Origin of the sequence: Capnocytophaga sputigena (assembly GCF_002302495.1) — a bacterium.
GTDB classification, from domain to species: Bacteria; Bacteroidota; Bacteroidia; order Flavobacteriales; family Flavobacteriaceae; genus Capnocytophaga; species Capnocytophaga sputigena.
Genome location: NZ_CP022379.1, coordinates 171,163 through 191,647 on the forward strand (window position 1 = coordinate 171,163; position 20,485 = coordinate 191,647).

The 20,485-nt window shown below is 35.0% G+C and carries 24 protein-coding genes; 14 read left to right on the forward strand and 10 right to left on the reverse strand.

Annotated elements, in window-relative coordinates:
* Window positions 1–5 precede the first annotated feature (5 nt).
* The 13 genes from CGC57_RS00755 to CGC57_RS00815 all read left to right on the forward strand — a co-directional run bounded on the left by CGC57_RS00755 (window position 6) and on the right by CGC57_RS00815 (window position 10,770).
* Window positions 6–1,448, forward strand: coding sequence for a lipopolysaccharide biosynthesis protein (locus CGC57_RS00755; RefSeq protein WP_002679076.1), 1,443 nt, complete (start codon window positions 6–8; stop codon window positions 1,446–1,448).
* A 2-nt stretch (window positions 1,449–1,450) separates the two neighbouring features.
* The gene (locus CGC57_RS00760; RefSeq protein WP_002679125.1) at window positions 1,451–1,894 is read left to right on the forward strand and encodes a hypothetical protein; all 444 of its coding nucleotides are present in this window, start codon (window positions 1,451–1,453) and stop codon (window positions 1,892–1,894) included.
* Window positions 1,891–2,418 carry an SH3 domain-containing protein gene (locus CGC57_RS00765; protein ID WP_095897581.1) on the forward strand — a complete coding sequence of 176 codons (528 nt, stop codon included), beginning with the start codon at window positions 1,891–1,893 and terminating at the stop codon, window positions 2,416–2,418. Before CGC57_RS00760 ends, CGC57_RS00765 begins: the two co-directional genes overlap by 4 nt.
* 13 nt (window positions 2,419–2,431) lie before the next feature.
* A complete protein-coding gene (locus CGC57_RS00770) occupies window positions 2,432–3,637 on the forward strand; it encodes a hypothetical protein (RefSeq protein ID WP_095897582.1) in 1,206 nt (401 codons plus the stop codon).
* Window positions 3,638–3,731: 94 nt separating this feature from the next.
* Entirely contained in the window at window positions 3,732–5,207 is a 1,476-nt protein-coding gene (locus CGC57_RS00775) for an SLC13 family permease (RefSeq protein WP_002678938.1), read from the forward strand.
* A 54-nt stretch (window positions 5,208–5,261) separates the two neighbouring features.
* Window positions 5,262–5,615 (forward strand): VOC family protein, encoded by a 354-nt coding sequence (locus tag CGC57_RS00780; RefSeq protein ID WP_002679102.1) that lies wholly within the window; start codon window positions 5,262–5,264, stop codon window positions 5,613–5,615.
* Between the two features lie 71 nt (window positions 5,616–5,686).
* Entirely contained in the window at window positions 5,687–5,890 is a 204-nt protein-coding gene (locus CGC57_RS00785) for a hypothetical protein (protein WP_157753328.1), read from the forward strand.
* Window positions 5,891–6,102: 212 nt separating this feature from the next.
* Window positions 6,103–6,783: an SDR family NAD(P)-dependent oxidoreductase gene (locus CGC57_RS00790; RefSeq protein ID WP_002678962.1), complete on the forward strand. Its 681-nt coding sequence runs from the start codon at window positions 6,103–6,105 to the stop codon at window positions 6,781–6,783.
* Window positions 6,784–6,823: 40 nt separating this feature from the next.
* Window positions 6,824–7,111, forward strand: a complete 288-nt coding sequence (locus CGC57_RS00795; RefSeq protein WP_002678996.1) for a YciI family protein — start codon at window positions 6,824–6,826, stop codon at window positions 7,109–7,111.
* 14 nt (window positions 7,112–7,125) lie between these two features.
* On the forward strand, window positions 7,126–7,707 hold the full coding sequence (locus tag CGC57_RS00800) for a hypothetical protein (RefSeq protein WP_095897583.1): 582 nt from the start codon (window positions 7,126–7,128) through the stop codon (window positions 7,705–7,707).
* A 49-nt stretch (window positions 7,708–7,756) separates the two neighbouring features.
* Window positions 7,757–8,197, forward strand: a complete 441-nt coding sequence (locus tag CGC57_RS00805; RefSeq protein ID WP_002679194.1) for a hypothetical protein — start codon at window positions 7,757–7,759, stop codon at window positions 8,195–8,197.
* A gap of 295 nt (window positions 8,198–8,492) precedes the next feature.
* Window positions 8,493–9,581, forward strand: a complete 1,089-nt coding sequence (gene corA, locus CGC57_RS00810; protein ID WP_002679159.1) for a magnesium/cobalt transporter CorA — start codon at window positions 8,493–8,495, stop codon at window positions 9,579–9,581.
* 31 nt (window positions 9,582–9,612) lie between these two features.
* Window positions 9,613–10,770 carry a class I SAM-dependent methyltransferase gene (locus tag CGC57_RS00815; RefSeq protein WP_040361104.1) on the forward strand — a complete coding sequence of 386 codons (1,158 nt, stop codon included), beginning with the start codon at window positions 9,613–9,615 and terminating at the stop codon, window positions 10,768–10,770.
* Here the strand turns inward: CGC57_RS00815 and CGC57_RS00820 are convergent.
* On the reverse strand, window positions 10,718–11,353 hold the full coding sequence (locus CGC57_RS00820) for a DUF4421 family protein (protein ID WP_262482409.1): 636 nt from the start codon (window positions 11,351–11,353) through the stop codon (window positions 10,718–10,720). The two genes, CGC57_RS00815 and CGC57_RS00820, sit on opposite strands and share 53 nt — an antisense overlap.
* Window positions 11,313–11,684, reverse strand: coding sequence for a DUF4421 family protein (locus CGC57_RS13095; protein ID WP_262482410.1), 372 nt, complete (start codon window positions 11,682–11,684; stop codon window positions 11,313–11,315). Before CGC57_RS13095 ends, CGC57_RS00820 begins: the two co-directional genes overlap by 41 nt.
* Window positions 11,685–11,730: 46 nt before the next feature.
* Here CGC57_RS13095 and rsmG point away from each other — a divergent pair, with 46 nt between their 5' ends.
* The gene (gene rsmG / locus CGC57_RS00825) at window positions 11,731–12,348 is read left to right on the forward strand and encodes a 16S rRNA (guanine(527)-N(7))-methyltransferase RsmG (protein WP_002679078.1); all 618 of its coding nucleotides are present in this window, start codon (window positions 11,731–11,733) and stop codon (window positions 12,346–12,348) included.
* On the opposite strand, the gene CGC57_RS00830 is transcribed toward rsmG, so the two are convergent.
* From CGC57_RS00830 to CGC57_RS00865, 8 genes are all read right to left on the reverse strand, one after another.
* The gene (locus CGC57_RS00830) at window positions 12,345–13,052 is read right to left on the reverse strand and encodes an SAM-dependent methyltransferase (RefSeq protein ID WP_002678936.1); all 708 of its coding nucleotides are present in this window, start codon (window positions 13,050–13,052) and stop codon (window positions 12,345–12,347) included. The genes rsmG and CGC57_RS00830 overlap by 4 nt on opposite strands.
* Window positions 13,053–13,907, reverse strand: coding sequence for a glycosyltransferase family 2 protein (locus CGC57_RS00835; protein ID WP_040361106.1), 855 nt, complete (start codon window positions 13,905–13,907; stop codon window positions 13,053–13,055).
* Window position 13,908: 1 nt separating this feature from the next.
* Window positions 13,909–14,589 (reverse strand): ABC transporter ATP-binding protein, encoded by a 681-nt coding sequence (locus CGC57_RS00840; protein ID WP_002679010.1) that lies wholly within the window; start codon window positions 14,587–14,589, stop codon window positions 13,909–13,911.
* A gap of 7 nt (window positions 14,590–14,596) precedes the next feature.
* Window positions 14,597–15,178, reverse strand: a complete 582-nt coding sequence (locus CGC57_RS00845; RefSeq protein WP_095897584.1) for a non-canonical purine NTP diphosphatase — start codon at window positions 15,176–15,178, stop codon at window positions 14,597–14,599.
* 8 nt (window positions 15,179–15,186) lie between these two features.
* On the reverse strand, window positions 15,187–17,007 hold the full coding sequence (locus CGC57_RS00850) for a DUF349 domain-containing protein (RefSeq protein ID WP_095897585.1): 1,821 nt from the start codon (window positions 17,005–17,007) through the stop codon (window positions 15,187–15,189).
* 126 nt (window positions 17,008–17,133) lie between these two features.
* Complete coding sequence (locus tag CGC57_RS00855) at window positions 17,134–18,288, reverse strand: cysteine desulfurase family protein (RefSeq protein WP_095897586.1); 1,155 nt, start codon at window positions 18,286–18,288, stop codon at window positions 17,134–17,136.
* Between the two features lie 20 nt (window positions 18,289–18,308).
* On the reverse strand, window positions 18,309–18,575 hold the full coding sequence (locus CGC57_RS00860; RefSeq protein ID WP_002678945.1) for a DUF6722 family protein: 267 nt from the start codon (window positions 18,573–18,575) through the stop codon (window positions 18,309–18,311).
* 41 nt (window positions 18,576–18,616) lie between these two features.
* Complete coding sequence (locus tag CGC57_RS00865; protein ID WP_002679035.1) at window positions 18,617–20,473, reverse strand: SLC13 family permease; 1,857 nt, start codon at window positions 20,471–20,473, stop codon at window positions 18,617–18,619.
* Window positions 20,474–20,485: the final 12 nt, after the last annotated feature.

A 20,485-nucleotide genomic window follows, 5' to 3' on the forward strand; every position in this document is an offset into this window, starting at 1 on the left:
TTATTATGGGCATAGTGCTCCGTCAGTCGTTTAAGAATGTAGTGGCTACCTATTTGGGGTTTGCCATAGGGGCACTGAACACCCTTTTCTTATTTACTTATTTCCTTTCCAAAGCACAATATGGCTTGGTGAGTTATGTTACTTCCACTGCTACTATTCTTTCTCCACTTATCGCTTTTGGAGTAAATAATACTTTAGTACGTTATTATACGGCTTACCAGCATAAGGAAGAGCAAGCAAAATTCAACCTAATGCTTTGCTTTTTACCTTTGCTCATCATTGTACCTGCTACCTTTATTGGGGTAATCGGGTACGAACAAATCGCTCAATGGCTTTCGGCAAAGAATACAGAAGTGCGCAATTACGTTTTACTCATTTTCCTCACTTCAGTAGCAATGGCTTACTTTGAGATTGCTTATGCGTGGACACGTGTACAGCTAAAAACTGTCTTTGGCAATTTCCTCAAAGAAGTATTCCATAGGGTAGGGGTGATGCTTTTATTAGTAGCCATTTACTTTGGTATTATTGACTTTTACCAACTGATGTGGGGGGTGTTCTGGGTGTATGCCTTGCGTATGCTCTTGATGTTCGTTTTCGCTTTCTATGTACGCCGACCAGAATTTGCTTGGGGATTGCCAAAGAACAAGAAAGAAGTTTTTTTATATAGTCTTTTTGTGATTTTATCGGGGTCTGTAGCTTCTGTATTGATGGACATAGATAAGTTTATGCTCAACCAATACCTGCCTATTAGTGAGATTGCGGTGTATAATGTAGCTATCTTTACCGCCACAGTGATTGCTATTCCTTACCGCAGTATGTACCAGATTGTAAGTCCCCTCACAGCACAATTTATGAACCAACAGAAGCCTCAAGAGCTTGCGGATTTGTACAAGCGCAGTACGGTAAATACTTACTTTGTGAGTATGGTCATTTGTGTGCTTATTGTGGTGAATGCCCAGCAGTGTTACGCCCTCCTATCCGATAAGGATTATAGCACAGGGCTTGGCGTGCTTATCATCATATCCGTAGTGAAACTCTCTGATGCCCTAGTAGGTTTCAGCAATGCAGTATTACTCAATTCTCCTTACTATCGCACAGTGCTATTTTTGGGCATTTTCTTGGTCATAGGCACTGTTTTAATGAATATGTGGCTCATTCCTATTTATGGGATTAATGGAGCTGGATTTGCTACTCTTTTAGCTTTTACTTCGTATAATCTTCTTAAGTCGGGTTTTGTGTATCGCAAATACAACTTACAACCTTTTTATAAAGAAACACTACAGACCACCTTCTTTGGTATCGTAGCCATAGGAGGTTTCTTCTTCTGGGATTTTCCGTTTCACCCGCTGATTAATATTGGTTTGAAATCATTGTTTGTAGGAGTCTTTTGGTTATGGGCACTTATCAAATTTTGTTTGTCAGAAGAACTATTAAAAATACTTAAATAAATATGCATCCACGTATCAAAAACATTCTTGAAAATTACACTTATCCTATTATCAAATCTATTACTTACCCTAATGGTGATATGTTTGTTTTAGAAGGGCAATGGTTAGGGGAAGAGTATCACCTGCGTATATTGTGTCAATCTACTTTAGATAGTTATTTTAAGTATAATGAAGCGGATTATGTTTCTAATCTCTATCCACAAATGGTGGCAGAAAATGCTCAATATGAAGTGTATGGAGGTGAATGTAGTTGGGAAGGAGATGGTTTTATTTACCTTATCCATAAAGAGAGTAGCGAACTTTTATGGTTTTTGTTTTTAGATAATAGCGAGTACTTTAAGGAAGCCTATTTTGAAGATACAAACCATATAATCACTCGTTCTGAACTTAACTTACAACTAAGAATTCCTATTAATGCCCCAGAAAAACTAAGTGTAATAAAATGACTTCAGAAGAAATAAAAGCTATTGTCTATTATATCCAAGGCTTACAAGCTCTTTGGAAAGAAGGTTATAATGCGGAAAAAGTTGCCCTTTACAACTATCAATTTAGCTTAAGGGCAGAAATGGATATGCCTGATGGCTTACTTGATGTTATTGAAATGTTGGAGATGTGGGACGATAATTGGATATATGGAGCAGCTCCTCTTACTGAAAAAGAAGCTACTACAATTATTCAAGAGGAATTAAATATTGATATATACCACCCAGAGAAAGATACTATAGCATTGGTTACCAATGAGTTCATTAGTCAGCTAAAAGAGGAGTGTTCCTCAAATAAAATTGTGGTTAAAGCGCTTGAAAATGCCCAAGAACTTATTTCCTATGATGAATATCTTGTAGCCCTTCAAAATGTATTAAACGAATTGCTCACTCATCACATCCGTATTCCAGCTCATATTTTAGCTATTATTGATGTAGTGGAAGACCCTCATATTCAGAGATTGCAAGCTTCTTTATGGGGAATATAAAACATTATTGATTATGAAAAACATCACTACTTTAGAACTTCTTAGATATATGAAATATCGAGCACCAATGTATATTAGGAAGTATGATATATTTTACCTCAAAACTTTTTTCAATGGTTGGGCTCTTCGCTATAAAGGGGAAGATGTAGGGCTTCGATTGCTGCAACAAGGATTTTTCCCTTGGTTACAAGAAAAATACCCAAGGGATATTGATAATTGGGCAGAAAAGCTTTTTGTTATGTGGAAAAGTGAAAAAGCAGCTTTGCTCTACTTCTTTATATTATTTGATGAATTTTATAATAAGTATTTTTCTGAACATTCTCAGGATTTATCAATAGAGGAACTGATAGCTTTTTTAGAACCTCACCCTGAGCTACATATTAGCAAAAAGAGTATTTTCGCTTTGGAAATATTTCTCAATAATTGGCAAGAAGCACACCCTGCAATACAAACAAAAGTATTAGGCGACTTTTATCTTTGGCTACAACAGATATATCCTAATGAAAAAACTAATAACTGGTCAAATTTGCTGTTTTCAGTTTTCAAAACAGAAGAGAATGCCTTAAAGCAGTTTTTCGAACTCTTTGGTGATTTTTGTTTAGAAAACAGTAAAAAAGATAGTAACTCTTTGACATTGATTGAGCTAATTGAGCTTGTGAGAACTTCACCTGAGAAGTATATAGAGAAATATGATGTTGAATGTTTTCACGTTTTTCTAATAGGATATATGTTGCGAGATAACACCAAAATTCCTGGTGAAAAAATATTAACTGAATTCTACCATTGGTTACAGAAAAGATATATTATTTATGATAGTAGAGGATGGTCGGGTATACTTTTATTGGAAGCCAAAACAAGAGAAAAAGCATTAGATATGTTTTTTGAATTGTTTGATGTTTTCCTTGGAAGAACTACAGAAGTAGTACCTCCTCCTCTAACACCTAAAGAAGTTGCCACTAAAGCAAAATATATACGAGGTCTGCAAAAAATCCTAAAGAAGAAAGAATACAAACAAGGGGATGCTGAAACTTATACCTTATTCTTTGCAAGTGATCATAGAAAAACTGCAAGAGGATTACAGGACATTATAGCTGATTTGTGTACTGATTATGAGAAGAAAAGAGATAAACAAGAAATTGAGCTTCTTGCTCGTGAGCGTTTGGGAATAGTAGATTTACATAAATCTATATTTATTGAAAACAACGAAATTCGACAATAAAAACTATCGCTTTTCTTTGGTAGGTTACTCTTTTTTACGTACCTTTGTCGGTGCATTTTTAAATTACTTTGAATTTTAAACTTACCAAAATATTATGCCTAAAGAATTAGAAAATGTAATGACCAATCACTTTGAAAAAAAACACCTCATCGCCTTAATGTGTATAGTGTTTTTAACCATTGTAGTGTGGAATCTCCCTACCGACATATTCCATATCAATGGTCTAACAGTGATACATCAGCGAATTATCGCTATTTTTGTATTTGCCACCCTAATGTGGATTAGTGAAGCAATCCCTTCGTGGGCTACTTCATTGGGTATTATCGCTCTAATGTGTTTAACGGTTTCTAACCACAGTCTGTTTTTCTTTAAAGCTGAAGAGAATGAGATTTTTGGAAAGCTGCTTAGTAGTGAAGAAATTATGGCTACTTTTGCTAACCCTGTGATTATCCTCTTTCTTGGAGGATTCTTCTTGGCTATTGCTGCCACTAAATCAGGTTTAGATGTATTGCTCGCCAAGAATCTAATACGTCCATTTGGGCGCAAGAGCGAAAATGTACTATTAGGCTTTCTGCTTATCACGGGTATTTTCTCAATGTTTGTAAGCAATACGGCTACAGCGGCGATGATGCTCACTTTCCTTACACCTGTTTTTGTAGTACTACCTGCGAGTGGTAAAGGACGTACAGCGCTCACGATGAGTATCCCCATTGCTGCTAATTTAGGCGGTATGGCTACCCCTATCGGTACACCTCCTAATGCCATTGCTTTGCAAGCTCTCAACAATCCTAAAGGACTAAATATGGGTATTGATTTCGGTGAGTGGATGGCATTTATGTTCCCCTTAGTACTTTTGTTGCTCTTCATCTCGTGGCGATTGATACTGAAATTCTTTCCTTTGAAAGAAAAGACAATCAACTTACACATTTTGGGTAAAGTACACCGCGGCTGGCGTATGTGGGTAGTGAGTGGTACTTTTGTCATTACCATTTTTTTATGGCTAATTCCCAGTGAATTAACGGGTATTGATGCCAATACCGTAGCCTTAATACCTATGGGTATTTTTGCTGCTACAGGAGTGATTACTGCTAAAGACTTACAATCGATTGATTGGAGTGTTATTTGGATGGTAGCAGGTGGTTTTGCTTTAGGTTTAGGCATCAACGAATCAGGATTAGCTAAATTGGCTATCGCTACCATACCCTTTGGATCGTGGTCACCTATTGTAGTGTTGATTGCCTCAGGACTTATTTGTTACGTTCTCAGTAACTTTATTTCTAACACAGCAGCAGCAGCTTTGTTAATCCCTATTTTGGTGGCTATTTGTAATGGAATGCAAGAAAGATTGGGCGAAATAGGAGGTACCTCTACCATACTTATCGGTATAGCTTTATCGGCTTCAGCAGCAATGTGTTTGCCTATATCAACACCCCCCAATGCAATTGCGTACTCTACAGGTTTAGTAAAACAAAATGATATGCTAAAAATAGGACTTATTATAGGTATCATCAGTATGATAATAGGCTATCTTACCTTGTTTTTAGTAGGTGAAATGCATTTATTAGGATAATATGAAAAGCATCATTATCTTACTTGTATATATTAGATAAATAAATTATAAATTATGAATTACGATAATTTTTTTCTTCCTGCAGAAAATTTTGAGGAAAGCAAGCGGTTTTTTACAGAAGTCTTAAAATTGAAAATCAAGTTTGATTTTTCAGAAATAGGAATGATAGCTTTCAGTGTGGGAGATGAAGAACCTGCCATTATTTTAAAAGATAAAAAGAAATTCCCTAACACGAAACCAACTATTTGGATCGAAGTGGATGATGTAAAACAAATATATGATGAGTTACAAGGAAAGGGGGTATCGTTTTTGAGTCCACCGTTTTCCATCAGAACAGGGTGGGCGATTGAGTTTTTAGACCCATCGGGAAATGTATTAGGTTTTACAGATTACAAAGTAGAAAAATAAAACCTCTCTTAGGATAATAAATTATGGCACTTTGGCAATATCAATTTACAATCATACCTAATCAATATATATTGAAAGATATATCTAATGACGAGTTTGAATATGAATTATGGGAACACGCTAATATTCATAAAGAAGATTTTATGCAGGTGAACTCTTTTCTGCCAAAGACTAAATCTTGGAGTGAGAATTTAGATATATATATGGCAATACTGATTCTAACTGTTTGGAAGTATTTTTTGATAGAGAAAATAGGGTTACTTCAGTTTCTTTAAGAATAGATTTCAGAAGTGATTGCAATAAAATACTTTATCATTTATTATCTTTTTTCAAAGCAAAAGATTATACTTTATTGGATGAGAACTTACAACCAATAAAAACAATAAATAATGAAAGTTTGGAAGTAATTATGAAACAATCTGTTCAATACGAAAAATATAATAGATTAGCATCTTGTAAATTTTAAAAAGTAAGGAACATTAAAAAAATGAAGAACATTATCATCACAGGTACCAGCCGAGGAATAGGCTTTGAATTGGTACAACAGTTGGCATCTCAAGGGCATAACATCTTAGCTCTTTCTCGGCATACAGCTCCTATAGAAGCACTGAAGTTACCCAAAGTACGTTGTTTCTCTTTTGACATTACCTTAGCTACGGATAGAGAAGCCGTAGCGCAGTTTGTAAAAGAGCAATGGCAAAAGGTAGATATCTTGATTCACAACGCAGGAAAACTCATCAACAAACCTTTTGAAGCCCTTACAGAAACCGACTTTTTAGAAGTATATAAAGTGAATGTATTTGGGGTAGCACTCCTCACACAACAACTACTGCCTTTTATGGAGAAAGGTGCACACGTGGTGAGTATTAGCAGTATGGGAGGCATACAAGGGAGCTTGAAGTTCGGTGGTTTGGCAGCATATAGCTCCTCCAAAGGTGCCTTGATTACCCTATCGGAGCTTTTAGCCGAAGAGTATAAAGAGCGTGGTATTATCTTCAATACCTTAGCCTTAGGAGCCGTACAGACTGAGATGCTCACCGAAGCCTTCCCTGATTATAAAGCTAATATCACCCCACAACAAATGGCGCGCTACATCGCTGATTTTGCTTTCAATGGGGGAGAAGTATTCAACGGAAAGGTTTTACAAGTAGCCAATACAACGCCTTAAAACACTAACGAGTAAAGAATAAAAACTAATATCTAATAATATGTATATCATTATTTTAACGTATCAGAAAGACCTTTCAGAGGTTGAAAAACACTTAGAAGCCCATCGCGCTTACTTAGATAAGTATTATGCTTCAGGGCATTTTGTTGCTTCAGGAGCACAGGTGCCTCGCAAGGGAGGGGTAATTTTGTGTAAGGGGGGCAGTAAGGAAGAAATACTAGACATCATTACTCAAGATCCTTTTCACGAGCATCGAATAGCTACCTATCAAATTATTGAATTTATCCCTACCAAATTCTCTGAAGCATTCGAGAAGGTACTCTCTTAAAACTATAATAACAAATGGACTTACAACAACTAATTAAAAATTTCCCTTGGCGAAGATTTGGTACCCCTTATGAAACCAATGCTAATATAGTAAAGCAAAGTATAGTAAAAATACTTGATGGAGCAGCTACTGAAAAAGACTATCAAAACCTTATCTATAGTTTTGAATCACAAGCGTGGCTAATAAAGCTCTCTCCTTGGGGAATGAGATTTTATCTCGCTTTGTTAGAAGAGGATAAAGCAAACAAAGTTATATTGTTACGTGATATGCTCACACTTTTTGAGGCAGCAAATTATAGTTCTCAGTCTCCACAAACTAAAGATTTTAAAGCTACGAAAGGAAAAGTTGCCAAATATGAAGCCTACAAAGAAAAACTATTCAATGATACCTATAATGGCACTATGGATGAAGAGTTTTTAAAACTTGTCAAATCCTTAGATCGACACTATTACCACGTGGCTATTATGGAATTATTAGAAGCAAATATCCCTTTGCTTCAGTCCTTAAATACTTCCAAAAATAAGACAATAGCCCAGAGAGTCACTGCATTGATAGAAGCAATTAAGCATCCTAAAATATATCCTATTAATCAGTAACCTCTTCTAAATCTAAACTTTGGCAAAGTCTATTAATTATACATTAAAAATGAAACCACTTTTTATAAGTATTCTTCTATTTTTACTACTTGGTAGCTGTGAAAATAGGGTAGAGGAGAAGCAATATTTTGCAAGTGAAGAACCTCCTGCTACACCATTGCCTGATAAGGCACCTCCTATACCCTACGTAGATATCCTAAAGCTCAATTACGAAGATTATATCAATCGTTATGAAGACAAGTATCACCCTAAAAGTGAAGTTACTTTTATTATGAATGACTTGTTCGATGGAATCATCAGCGAGTTTAGAGTGGGACTATACAATTGTTTCAGTCAAAAAGAAAGTAAAGAGAATGATATTCTCATCAAAGAAGTAACTTGGGATATTTCCTATTTAGATAACAAATATTTGACAGTATGGTACCACCGAGAAGGAAAACACTGGGTACCTATAGAACATTTGCTTTATTCAAAAGATACGAGATTCTAACTATGATAACAAATGTTTTACTAAAACTTTAATAATGTTATTTCATTGGTATAAAGTTATTTATGAAGAAAAAATGAATCTTTTATTCAATTAATATTTCATAAAGTATTTATGTACTATGTATGTGTTTATGTAAACAAACTAATAATCAGTGTATTAACCGTTAATTTAAACAAAAGCAACAAGCATTTATTACGCTTACTAACGCTTTCGCTTTTGTTACAATAGTTACACTTTAACTTTAAAATATCTTGATAAAATATTAATAACCAGTATTTTAATATAATAATTATATATGAGTAAAAATATAGTCTCTACTACCAAGAAGAAACGCAAGGCAAATCGCTCTAAAAAGGTAGGTTTACCTGCAGGTAGTTTGGTGTATTTTGGTAACAAAGAAAAGCCTCTTAATATAGAAGTCATTAGTTATAATGATTCCTCTTATTCAATGAAGAAAGTAGTATCAGCAGAAGAGGCTTTGAACTTTATAACAGACAACTGCATAACTTGGCTCAATGTAAATGGATTGAATAATATTGAGGAAGTAAAGAAATTAGGAAATTACGTACAGTTAAACAACTTACTTTTAGAAGATATCTTAGATACCGAACACCGCCCCAAAGTGGAAATACTTGATGAGCATATTTTGGTAATCATCAAAATGCTTTATTACGGTAAAGACGAACAACTCATTTCAGAGCACTTAGCCTTGGTATTAGGTAAAAACTATCTTATCACTTTTCAAGAAAGTGAAGGAGAAGACGTATTTGAACCCGTACGTAAACGTTTGCAAAGTGCTGATAGCAGTCTGCGCAAACGCCCAGCTGACTATTTGCTATTTGGACTCTTAGATGCTATTGTAGACAACTATTTTGTGATTTTGGATAAAGTAAGCGATAAGATTGAAACCATTGAAGACGAGATTATCATTCACGCTCGTGAAGATATGATTTCCGAAATTCAGTTGCTGAAAAAGAGTGCTATCTTTTTGCAAAAATCAATTGTGCCTTCTCGTGAGGTAGTAAACAAGATTGAGAAAACCCCTCATTATCTTATCAACACCGATACTAAACACTATTTCCGTGACCTCCACGACCACACAGTGCAAATTGTGGAAACACTCAGCACCTACCGCGATATCCTTTGGGGACTTACTGATACCTATATGGGGGCAATGAGTAACAAAATGAACAACATTATGCGCTTGCTTACCCTTATTTCTACTATTTTTATTCCACTTACTTTTATTGTTGGAGTATATGGAATGAATTTTAAATATATGCCTGAATTAGAAGTATGGTGGGCATATCCATTAGTATGGTTGGTGATGATAGCTATTTCATTAGCAATGATTTTCTACTTCAAACGTAAAAAATGGCTTTGATTTTCATAAAAATACACTATCTTTGCACGCTATGAATTTGTTAGACAAGAACGTACAACACTTTATCAAGGAATATAAAGGGGCAACTACCGATTTGCTCCTGAAAAAAACTGTGTTCAATGGCATTTCTAACAAAGAATTAGTACAACAGATTGAAGGCAGACGTACAGCAGGTAAAAAATTACCTTTCTTGCTTGTTAAAGAGAACGTATTGTTTCCGCCAACACTCAATTTAGAACAAACCTCCTCTGAGGCAACCGCTCAGTATAAGGCACAAAACTTACAAGGAGAACGTTTTTTAGATCTTACTTGTGGGTTCGGTATTGATGCATTCTTTCTTTCTGAAAAGTTTAAAGAAGTTACTTTAGTAGAGGAAAATGAGGAGCTTCTCAGCAAAGTAAAACATAATTGGCAGGTATTAGAGTGCAAGGCAACCTTTATAAATGGAAGCGCAGAAGCTTTTTTGAAAGCAACAACAGGACATTACAACCTTATTTATCTTGATCCTGATCGTAGAGACGCACTCAAACAAAAGAAGTTTCTCTTAGAAGACCTCTCACCTAATATCTTAGAGTTACAGTCTGTACTATTGCAAAAAGCAGATAAAGTGCTTACCAAACTCTCACCTATGATAGATATTAGTTATCTGTTGCATACGCTACCCAAGATAACACATATACATTTGGTAGCCTTACGCAATGAAGTAAAGGAGGTGTTAGTAGTACAAGAAGCTAAAACAGAAATAGAAACACAAGTACAAATACATTGTGTAAATTTGGAGACTGAAGAGCCTATTTTGCAATTTGCAGAAGAAGTGTTGCATAGTTCTCAAGTGGTGTATAGTGCGCCTAAAAAGTACTTATATATTCCTAATAATGCTTTGTTGAAATCAGGAGCTTTTAATTATATAACGCAGCATTTTGAAGTAAAGAAGTTGGACGTAAATACTCATCTATACACCTCCGAGCAGCTTAAAAAGTCCTTTGCTGGACGTGTTTTGGAGGTAACTCCTATCAATCCTAAAGAGTTGAAGAAAGGTAGTAAATATTGTATTCTCTCTAAAAACTATCCGTTATCGGTAGCAGAAATTAAAAAGAAATATTGTATCGTGGAAGGTGGTAATAAATATCTTATCTTTACCCGTTCTGTTGAAGGGCTGGTCGTACTTTTAGGGAAGGTAATCGAGTGAGGAAGTTTTTCCTTTTGAGGTAAAAATGCTTAGTAAAGGATAATTGTATACTAGGAGTAATCAAGCGAATAGGTTTGCTATCCATAGGATAAACTGACTTGTTATTAAAAATTCCCGATAAGGCTACAGTCCAATCATCTTTCAAATACACAAATGAAAAGCGCGTTATAGAAGTAGGATAAATCTTAATATTGAAATCCTGAAGAACATCGATTTGGTTACCAAAATTCAGTCCACCAATAAACGCCCCTGTAAGTAACCAATGTTTACCAGCCACCCACGAATAGCCATAACCCACGTGAAAACCTATTTGAAAATTCTCAAAAGCTTCAGTGCTCACATTTTCTGTTTTAGCATCAGGTTCTATGCGATGCCAATAGAAACCACTGCCAAAAAGTAAACTACCCGCCGATTTCACTTGGCGTTCGCTTTGCTCAAAGGCAGCCCGTGCCGAGAACTTGTCAGCACGCCATACGTAAGTGCTTTCTACACCTATTTGCTGGGTAGAAAGAGTAGGGAAGAGGGTGTAATTCTCTTTGCCTCTATACGATATAAAATCCTGTATAATCCTGATAATAAGCATCTATAAGTATACGTTTACCATATTTATGAGCTTGTATATCTATACTGCGAGTTTTTAGGTTAGTTTTATTTTTTAGTCGGAATAAGTTCTGTGCATAAAGTACGTTAAGTCCTAATATCTTGCGCAAACCTATTCCTAATCCTAAACTAAATGGGTAGTTAGGCGAATAAACCTTTTTCCCTTGCGTAAGTATGAGCATTTTAGTAGGTGCATATGCTCTGAGCCATATTTCTTGCGAATAAGGTTGAATATAAGTGGTATCTTGCTCTTGAGCATAACTCAAAGGGCTGCTGCCCCATAAAAAAATCAATAATAAAGCTCGTAAATTCATTGTTAAATATAAAAACGGGTACAAAAGTAATATATTTTTAGCAACTATGGAAATCATACTCAAATACTTTCCCTCACTTAGTGAACAACAACAACAACAATTCACACAGCTCAAAACATTGTATGAAAAGTGGAATGCTCAAATAAACGTCATCTCACGCAAAGATATTGATGATTTTTATGAACGACACGTATTACATAGTTTGGCAATAGCTAAATGCATTCAATTCCGTGATGGTACTCAAATATTAGATGTAGGTACTGGTGGAGGCTTCCCTGGTATACCTTTAGCTATAATGTTTCCTAACTGCCAGTTTACATTAGTTGATTCTATTGGAAAAAAAATAAAAGTAGTACAAGAAGTAGTAAAAGCTTTAAAGCTCACCAATGTAACGGCTATGCAAATAAGAGCCGAAGAACTAAAAGATACTTACGACTTTGTAGTAAGTCGTGCTGTTACTCAAATGAAGGATTTTGTACCTTGGGTAAAAGGAAAGTTCAAGAAGACTTCTAAAAACGTTCTCTCTAATGGTATTCTTTATTTAAAAGGTGGCGAACTTACTGAGGAGTTAGCACCTTTTCCTAAGGCAGTACTGACTGACATCAGTAGTTATTACGATGAACCTTTCTTCGAGACTAAGAAAATAGTGTATTTACCTTTCTAAGCCCCTATTATAAAGATTGTAGGTCGTTTTTGTATATCAATTTTTACCTTTCTCCAAAGATGTATTGGGAGTGTTTTTATTTCTTCAGTAGGAAGTGTAATATCACAAGCTATACATAAAAGAGTATCAGCTTGTAAGTTATCCATAAGGTTACTAAACATTTGTTGGTTACGATAAGGAGTTTCTATAAATAGTTGAGACTGTCCTTCACTTGCTTTGCGTTCTAGGGCTTTCAGTATTTTCTTGCGTTCTTGTTTATCAATAGGTAAATAACCATTGAAAGCAAAATTTTGCCCATTGAGCCCGCTTGCCATCATTGCTAATAAAAGTGAAGAAGGACCTACTAAGGGGATAACTTTTAATCCTTTTTGATGAGCTATACGCACTATATCAGCACCAGGATCGGCAATGCCAGGACAACCAGCTTCCGAGATAATACCTATAGAATTTCCTTCCATACAAGGAGCGAAAAAGTTACTAAAATCACTATTACGCTGGTGCTTATCAATTACAGCAATTTGTAAATCAGCTTGTTTTTTATCTGGTACCATCAGTTTGATAAACTTTCTTGCTGATTTTTCATTTTCTACTACAAAATAAGTAAGTGAACACAGTATATTGCTCACTTGTGCTGGTAATACATCAAGAGCGCTATCTCCCAACAAATTGGGGATTAAGTATATATTTCCTTTTGTTTGTTCCATTTATCTGTTATAAAATTTGCTAAAAATTCCTTTCCAACGATATTGCCTTACCCATTTACCTTCTTCTGCAGAGAGTAAGTAAGGTTGTTTTTCTTGTTTTGCTTTGTAAAAACCTTTGCAATAATCTAAGAAGAGTTTGCCTCTACGTTTCTTTACAGCTAATTTTACTGCAGCAAGTAATGTAAGAAGTACACCATATCGCATACGATAAAATACGCTTCCTTGTAAATAACGGGCATTGCTTTTATAACCTGCTCCTGTAGGACGAAGATGTTTTACGTGAAGAGTTTCATCAGTTTGTACTATCCATCCGTGATAGCGTGCTAATAACTCATCAGCTGTATCCCACCCCATTGCCATTTTTAATCCTCCTATGGCTTCAAAACACGCTTTCCGATATGATTTTACAGCACCTCTCAAATGGTCTTTATTTGTGAGATTTTCAAGTACCCACAAGCCATTTTTCTCAATATAACAAAAGCCTCCAAACATTCCTAATTGAGGATTTTTGCTATATTGTAGATTTAGTATTTCAAGATAATCATCAGGAAAAATAAGGTCTGCATCAAATTTACAAATCACTTCTATATCTTCTTTTAGATAAGAAAGTCCATAGTTGAAAGTTTGTACAACTTTAGCTCCAGGTAAGTGTTCTCCTTTTTCACCACGTTGTATCAATTGTACTATAGGATACTTAGAAGCAATGTGATTTACTACCTCAGCAGTGCTATCAGTAGAACCATCATCTACTACTATAATTTGAGAAGGAAGATAAGTTTGATTGAGCAGAGAATGTAGAGTAGTACCAATGCTTTCTGCCTCATTATAAGCAGGGATAACAATTCCGATATTCATTTTACTTAGCACTATCGGTTTCTATAAGTCCGTCTTTTAATCGGATAATACGCTTGGCATACTGTGCTATATCTTCCTCGTGAGTAACCAAGATAACGGTATTTCCTTTTTGGTAAATTTCGTCAAAAAGGTTCATTATTTCATAAGAAGTTTTAGAGTCGAGATTTCCTGTAGGTTCATCTGCTAAAATAATAGAAGGGTGATTTACCAAAGCACGTGCGACAGCCACTCTTTGGCGTTGTCCTCCTGATAACTCATTAGGTTTGTGAAGCATACGATTATCTAAGCCTACTAATTTCAATACCTCTTTAGCACGCTCGTGTCGTTTTTCTTTCTTAACACCAGCGTATACCATTGGGAGAGCCACATTATCTAAAGCTGTAGTACGTGGCATCAAATTAAAAGTTTGAAATACGAAACCTATTTCTTTATTACGTATATCAGCTAACTCTGAATCACTCATCTTGCTCACATCTTTTCCGTTTAAGATATATTCACCAGAAGTGGGAGTATCTAAGCAGCCTAAGATATTCATTAAGGTAGATTTGCCTGATCCTGATGGTCCCATTAGAGCAACATACTCTCCTTTTTCTATGGAAAGATTGATACCTTTTAGTACGTGTAGTATTTCAGAACCTAATCTAAAATCGCGTTTGATATTTTTAATTTCTAGTAAACTCATCTTTTCCTTACTGAATTTTTTGATTTAAGAAATCTAACAACTTTTCAAAAGCTTTTCCACGGTGACTGATACAATTTTTTTCGTCTTGAGTGAGTTCAGCAAAAGTTTTATCAGAGTTTTCAGGAATAAATATAGGGTCATACCCAAAACCATTAGTTCCTATGGGAGTTGTACCTATATTTCCTTTTGCAATACCTTCAAAAGTATATACAACACCTTCTAAGCACAAGGCTATAACAGTTTTAAATTGAGCTTCTCGGTGAGAGATTCCCTCCATATTTCTCAAAAGCAATTGCATATTATCTGCATCGCTTTTGTGTTCACCTGCATAACGTGCTGAATATACCCCTGGAGCATTATTTAATGCTTGAACTTCTAAACCTGTATCATCAGCAAAAACATTACAATGATAGTGTTTTTGGATGTATTGTACTTTTAGTAAGGCATTGCCCTCAATGGTAGTAGCTGTTTCGGGAATATCTTCATCACAGCCGATATCATCCAAACTCAACAATTGAATGTTTGGAGGTAAAAGAGCTTGTATTTCCCTTAATTTATGCTGATTATGGGTAGCAAATACTAATTTCACGACTAAAACTATTCTTTTTCTTCTGTGTTTTCCTCAGCTGTTTCAACTAATTGTGCTTTTTGCAAATGTTTTAGCTCTCGAAGTTTATTTTCCCAAGTTTTAAGAGCCTCTTTTTGATTATTGATATTCTTAATTACATCACGCACTAATGGATTCTTCTCATCGATATTACCAAAGAAAGCCAAGTTATTTTCTAATCGCAATACTTCCGATTTGAGTTCCTCAATACGACGTTTTACAAAAATTACCTCATTGTTGAGAGAATTCTCATTATCATCATTGATAAGTCGTTCTAATTTATTGTTGTATTTAATAATCTCAATTTCTTGTTTATCAAAATTGAGTTTTTTGTACAATGCATCAATGATTTTGTGGAATTTGATGTCAATAGTTCTCTTAGAATGATGAGTAGCTCCTAAAGCATTCCATTCATTCACAAAATTCTGTAAGGTTTCTATTTCCTTATCTCTATCAGTGCTTAATTGGTATTCTTTTAGTTTGTCTAAGAAGGTTTTCTTTTGTTCAAGAGTATTATTTTCCTTATTCTTAGAATGTTGGATTGCTTCTGCAAAATGAGCAAAATAAGTATCACAAGCCTTTTTGAACTCTTTCCAAATTTTTTCGGTGTTTCTAAGAGGTACACTTCCTATTTCTTTCCACTCTTTCTGAATGTTTTTCATCAATTCAGTAGTAGTTTCCCAGTCGGTGCTATTTTGGTTTGCTTTAGCTATTTCTACTAAGGCTAGTTTTTTGGTCAAATTTTCTTGTTGTTCTTTTTTAAGAATTTTATAGAACTGGTTTTTCTTTTTGTTGAAGCTTCGCAAAGCTACATTGAAACTTTTCCACACTTCATCAGCTTGTTGCAAAGGAACTTTTCCGACGTTTAAGAAGTTTTGTCTCAATTCTTCTACTTGTTTAGAAAGTTGCTTCCAAGCATTATGTGTAGTAGGTTCTTTTTCTCCTATTTTTTTAATACGATCGATAATGCTTTGTTTTTTCACAGCATTTTCCTCGTATATTTTATCTAAATTTTTGAGGTAATATTGACGTTTGTCGTGTATTTTTTTTGTCAGTTCGCTAAAACGTTGCCATATACTCTCTCGGTGCTCTTTATCTACAGGACCTATTTCTTCCTTCCAAATACGATGTAACACTTGCAGTTCACGTGAGGCAAGTAGCGCATCTACATCATCTTGAGCGAGAGCTTCAGCTCGTTGAATGATTTTTAATTTTTCTTCCAAATTGCGTTTGAAGTCAATATCACGTAAATCTTTACTTAGGTGGATATAGTCATAGAAATTTTCTACATGGTGGTGGTAGGTATTCCACAAGTCTTCATAATCGGCATTAAAAACAGCACCTGCTTTGCGCCAGCGTTCTTGCAATTGCTGGAATTGTTTAAAAGTTGTGCCTATGTGTTCCTCTGTATTGATAAGGTTCTTTAGCTCTTCTATAATTTCTCGACGCTTAGCAAGATTTTCCTTATGAGTTTTTTCCATTTCCTTGTAGTACTGATTACGCTTTTCACGATAGTTATTGAAAGCTGTGTAGAACTCCTTATAGATAGGAATTTCATAAGAAAAGTTATGAGGTTCACCTCCATCGGCAATGAACTCTTCTCTTTTCTCTTCTACCAGTGCATCGTACTTTTTATCAAATTCATAGCGGATAGCATCCACTTGTTTTTTGATAGCTTGAGTTTTCTCGGTAAGGAGCAGTTCTTTCAACTCTTTAGTTAATTCACTAAGAGACATTGCCTCATAATTCACTAATGAAGCTTCTTCTAAACGATTGTCCTCTATGGCTAATGTGTTTTTTTCCTCTGACATATCTAAGATTTAAATACAACTATTGTTTAAAAACGCTACTAAATTACAACAATATTTTGATATACGTACTTTTTTTTGAAAATATTTTCACTTTTATTCTCTATAATAAACATAAGTAGTTTATTATCAGTATTTATTAAGGGAGATTTCTTTAAGACTTTCTATGAGAAAATCTACTTCTTCTATTGTATTAAAAGCTGAAAATGAGAAGCGCAACGAAGGATATTGTAGTGCTTCTTTTGGCATAAAAGCCGATAATACATGTGAAACTTGTACGCTACCGCTTTGGCAAGCACTTCCTTTTGAGCAGGCAATACCTTTTAGATCTAACTGAAAAAGCAAAGTGTTATCTTGCTGTTGTAATGCAGGAAAGCCTACGTTCACTATAGCATAACTACTTTCCTTTAAACTCTCTGATGTTCCATTGAATACTATCTCAGGAAAATGATGTTTGAGTTGATGTATAAAATATTGTTTCAAGTTTTTGAGTTTTTCAGTATTCTTGTCTAAATTTTTATAGCACAAGTTAAAAGCTACTTCCATACCCACTATGTTATGTACAGCTTCTGTACCTGCACGCAAACCTTTTTCTTGTTCTCCTCCAGTAATGATGCTATGTAAAGCTATACCTTTTCTAATAAAAGCAAATCCTACTCCTTTAGGTCCGTGAAACTTATGAGCTGAAGCTGTGATAAAATCTACAGGAATCTCTTGTAAGTTAATAGAATAATGTCCTACAGATTGTACTGTATCAGAATGAAAATACGCTCCTTTTTCTTTGCAAAGTGTAGCTACTTCCTTCAAAGGCAAAATGTTTCCTATCTCATTATTTAGATGCATCAAACTTACTAATACCTTTTTTTCAGTATATTGCTCAAGTAAGTTCTTTAAATGTTGAAGATCTATATCTCCTCTTTCCGTGAGATTCACATAAACTATTTGTATAGGATATTTCTTAGCTAATACTTCCAATGTATGTAGTACAGCGTGATGTTCTATAAGTGAAGAAATAACTACTTGTACGCCTAAATCACGTACGCAACTGTGGAGAATAAAATTATCAGCTTCAGTACCCCCTGAAGTAAAAATAATTTCAGAGGGTAAAGCATTTAGTTCTTTTGCTATTTGCTTGCGACTGTATTCAATAAGTGATTTTGCACCACGCCCCAAGGCGTGAGTAGATGATGGATTACCATAAGTATTATTCAATACTTCTGTTATTTTTTCTACAACCTCAGGATAAAGGGGAGTAGTAGCCGCATTATCAAAATAGACTTTCATAGTTTTTGAAGGAGAAATTGTTATGCTTTGTTGGCAGCAGTGTTATTATTCCTATTGTTATTATTTTTGCGATAATTTTTATTGCGGTTATTGTTATTTTTATTTCCTAATCCTTTTTTCTGTTTAGAGAGGAAAAGTCCTACTATAAGAGCTAATATAGCTACTATAAAAGCACACCAGCAAGCTTCATTACATATAAAAGAAGAGTTAAATAATGGAGCTATTAACAAGCCTGCAAATACGTATTTAGAAACGTCTAACAAAAAATCTGAAATTCTTTTTTTCATTCTTTATTTTTAATAATTTTCGGCAAAGATACAACTTTTTATCAAAATGGAAATAATAGCGGTAAAACAAACACCATTACAATCCCCATAATAATTTGTAATGGTAAGCCTACTTTTACATAATCGGAAAATGTATAACGTCCTGCTGACATTACTAAAGCATTGGGTGGAGTAGAAAATGGTGAAGCAAAACACATACTCGCTCCAACAGCTACTGCAAACATAAATGCTTGAGGTTGTAAACCTAACGATAAAGCTGTTTTCATAGCAATAGGTGCTAAAAGTACTGCTGTGGCTGTATTACTAATAAACATCGTCATTAGTGAAGTGGTGAAATATACCCCTGCTAATAGTATATATGGACTTTTATCACCTAAACTTCCTACTAATGCATTAGAAACTAAAGCAGATACTCCTGTTTTTTCTAAGGCTAATGCCATTGGCAACATACCAGCAATAAGCACAATACTCTCCCAATTAATCGTTTTGTAAGCTGCTTCTATATTGCGTAAAGCACCTGAAATAACCATTAGAAGAGAGGCTATGAGTACAGCTGTTATAGGAGCTATAGGAATAAAATCGAACATCATTGCTACTACCATTGCTACCATTATTAGCGCTGCTATAGGAGCTTTATGAGTGAGGGTTACTTTCGATGCCTCGGCAAGAGGTTGACCTAATACTACTAACTGACTTCTTTCGGCATCTAACTTGGCTATATGATCCCAAGTTCCTTGTACCAATAATATATCACCTGCGTGCATCTTTTCGTCTTTCAAGTTCTGCAAAATATAGGTATCCTTACGTTGAATACCTAAGATATTAAGTCCATAGTGCTCACGCAGTTTGCTATCACTAATACGAGTATTTACTAATTTAGAAGCGGGCATTATCAACACTTCAGCTATTCCTATATCATGGAAGTGTAATTCATTAGGTAAGCGTTGTTCAGGATGGTGTGTATCAAGGAAGTTCAAGTGATTTTCAACATTCATTTGTTTAATTGACTCAAAATCACCTCGTAAATAAAGAATATCTCCTTCATAAATTACAGTATCAGCATTTACAATCTCCTGATTGCCTGTTTTAAAGAAAGGATTATTAGAAGTAGGTTTGCGCCTAATTTCTAATACTGAAATATGATAACGTTGTGAAAGATTAATTTCTTTAAGTGTCTTACCTTTGAATAAAGTATTTTCGTTTACTAATACGCGATATAAGTTCTTAGATAATTGATATTCACCTACTAAATCACTCAGCGATTTTCCTCCTTTTCCTTTATCACTTCCTCCTTCTCCTTTTTTAGTTAAAAAGATTTTAGTAATAGGTATCAATACTAACATCCCTACTAATAAACATACCAATCCTATAGGGGTGAATGAGAAAAAAGTGAGTTTGTCATAGCCATTTTTCACTAATTCTCCATCGATTACTAAGTTAGGAGGTGTACCGATGAGCGTCATCATACCGCCCATACTACTTGCAAAAGCCATAGGCATCAGCAACCTACTACTATTGATATTACCACTCATTGCCATACTCACAACAATAGGCATCATCAAGGCTACTGTGCCTGTATTGCTTACAAAAGCTCCAATAAAAGCTGTAACAAGCATCACCAGAACAAGGAGTTTCACCTCACTATCACCTGCTAAACGCAAGATTTTACTACTCATCATCTTTGCTAATCCCGTTTGGAAGATAGCTCCTCCTACTACAAAAAGTCCTATCATCATCACCACTACCTTATCCGAAAAACCTGACAAGGCTTGTTCGGGTGTAAGAATACCAAAAAGTACTAAAAGCACTAAGGCACACATTGCTACCAAATCGGAACGGACTTTACCGCTCATAAAAAACAAGGCTGATATAAAGAGAATGATGAGTGTTGTGTACATAACAAATTAAAT

Excerpts from the sequence above, each read along its gene's own strand:
- CGC57_RS13095 (WP_262482410.1), bottom strand. The coding sequence starts at position 11,684 with ATGAATTTACGAGCTTTATTATTGATTTTTTTATGGGGCAGCAGCCCT.
- CGC57_RS00820 (WP_262482409.1), bottom strand. The coding sequence starts at position 11,353 with ATGCTTATTATCAGGATTATACAGGATTTTATATCGTATAGAGGCAAA.
- CGC57_RS00815 (WP_040361104.1), top strand. The coding sequence starts at position 9,613 with ATGAATTTGTTAGACAAGAACGTACAACACTTTATCAAGGAATATAAA.
- CGC57_RS00770 (WP_095897582.1), top strand. The coding sequence starts at position 2,432 with ATGAAAAACATCACTACTTTAGAACTTCTTAGATATATGAAATATCGA.
- CGC57_RS00855 (WP_095897586.1), bottom strand. The coding sequence starts at position 18,288 with ATGAAAGTCTATTTTGATAATGCGGCTACTACTCCCCTTTATCCTGAG.
- CGC57_RS00805 (WP_002679194.1), top strand. The coding sequence starts at position 7,757 with ATGAAACCACTTTTTATAAGTATTCTTCTATTTTTACTACTTGGTAGC.
- CGC57_RS00850 (WP_095897585.1), bottom strand. The coding sequence starts at position 17,007 with ATGTCAGAGGAAAAAAACACATTAGCCATAGAGGACAATCGTTTAGAA.
- CGC57_RS00790 (WP_002678962.1), top strand. The coding sequence starts at position 6,103 with ATGAAGAACATTATCATCACAGGTACCAGCCGAGGAATAGGCTTTGAA.
- CGC57_RS00755 (WP_002679076.1), top strand. The coding sequence starts at position 6 with ATGGGCATAGTGCTCCGTCAGTCGTTTAAGAATGTAGTGGCTACCTAT.
- CGC57_RS00800 (WP_095897583.1), top strand. The coding sequence starts at position 7,126 with ATGGACTTACAACAACTAATTAAAAATTTCCCTTGGCGAAGATTTGGT.
- corA (WP_002679159.1), top strand. The coding sequence starts at position 8,493 with ATGAGTAAAAATATAGTCTCTACTACCAAGAAGAAACGCAAGGCAAAT.
- CGC57_RS00840 (WP_002679010.1), bottom strand. The coding sequence starts at position 14,589 with ATGAGTTTACTAGAAATTAAAAATATCAAACGCGATTTTAGATTAGGT.
- CGC57_RS00865 (WP_002679035.1), bottom strand. The coding sequence starts at position 20,473 with ATGTACACAACACTCATCATTCTCTTTATATCAGCCTTGTTTTTTATG.
- CGC57_RS00780 (WP_002679102.1), top strand. The coding sequence starts at position 5,262 with ATGAATTACGATAATTTTTTTCTTCCTGCAGAAAATTTTGAGGAAAGC.
- CGC57_RS00860 (WP_002678945.1), bottom strand. The coding sequence starts at position 18,575 with ATGAAAAAAAGAATTTCAGATTTTTTGTTAGACGTTTCTAAATACGTA.
- CGC57_RS00795 (WP_002678996.1), top strand. The coding sequence starts at position 6,824 with ATGTATATCATTATTTTAACGTATCAGAAAGACCTTTCAGAGGTTGAA.
- CGC57_RS00760 (WP_002679125.1), top strand. The coding sequence starts at position 1,451 with ATGCATCCACGTATCAAAAACATTCTTGAAAATTACACTTATCCTATT.
- rsmG (WP_002679078.1), top strand. The coding sequence starts at position 11,731 with ATGGAAATCATACTCAAATACTTTCCCTCACTTAGTGAACAACAACAA.
- CGC57_RS00835 (WP_040361106.1), bottom strand. The coding sequence starts at position 13,907 with ATGAATATCGGAATTGTTATCCCTGCTTATAATGAGGCAGAAAGCATT.
- CGC57_RS00775 (WP_002678938.1), top strand. The coding sequence starts at position 3,732 with ATGCCTAAAGAATTAGAAAATGTAATGACCAATCACTTTGAAAAAAAA.
- CGC57_RS00765 (WP_095897581.1), top strand. The coding sequence starts at position 1,891 with ATGACTTCAGAAGAAATAAAAGCTATTGTCTATTATATCCAAGGCTTA.
- CGC57_RS00830 (WP_002678936.1), bottom strand. The coding sequence starts at position 13,052 with ATGGAACAAACAAAAGGAAATATATACTTAATCCCCAATTTGTTGGGA.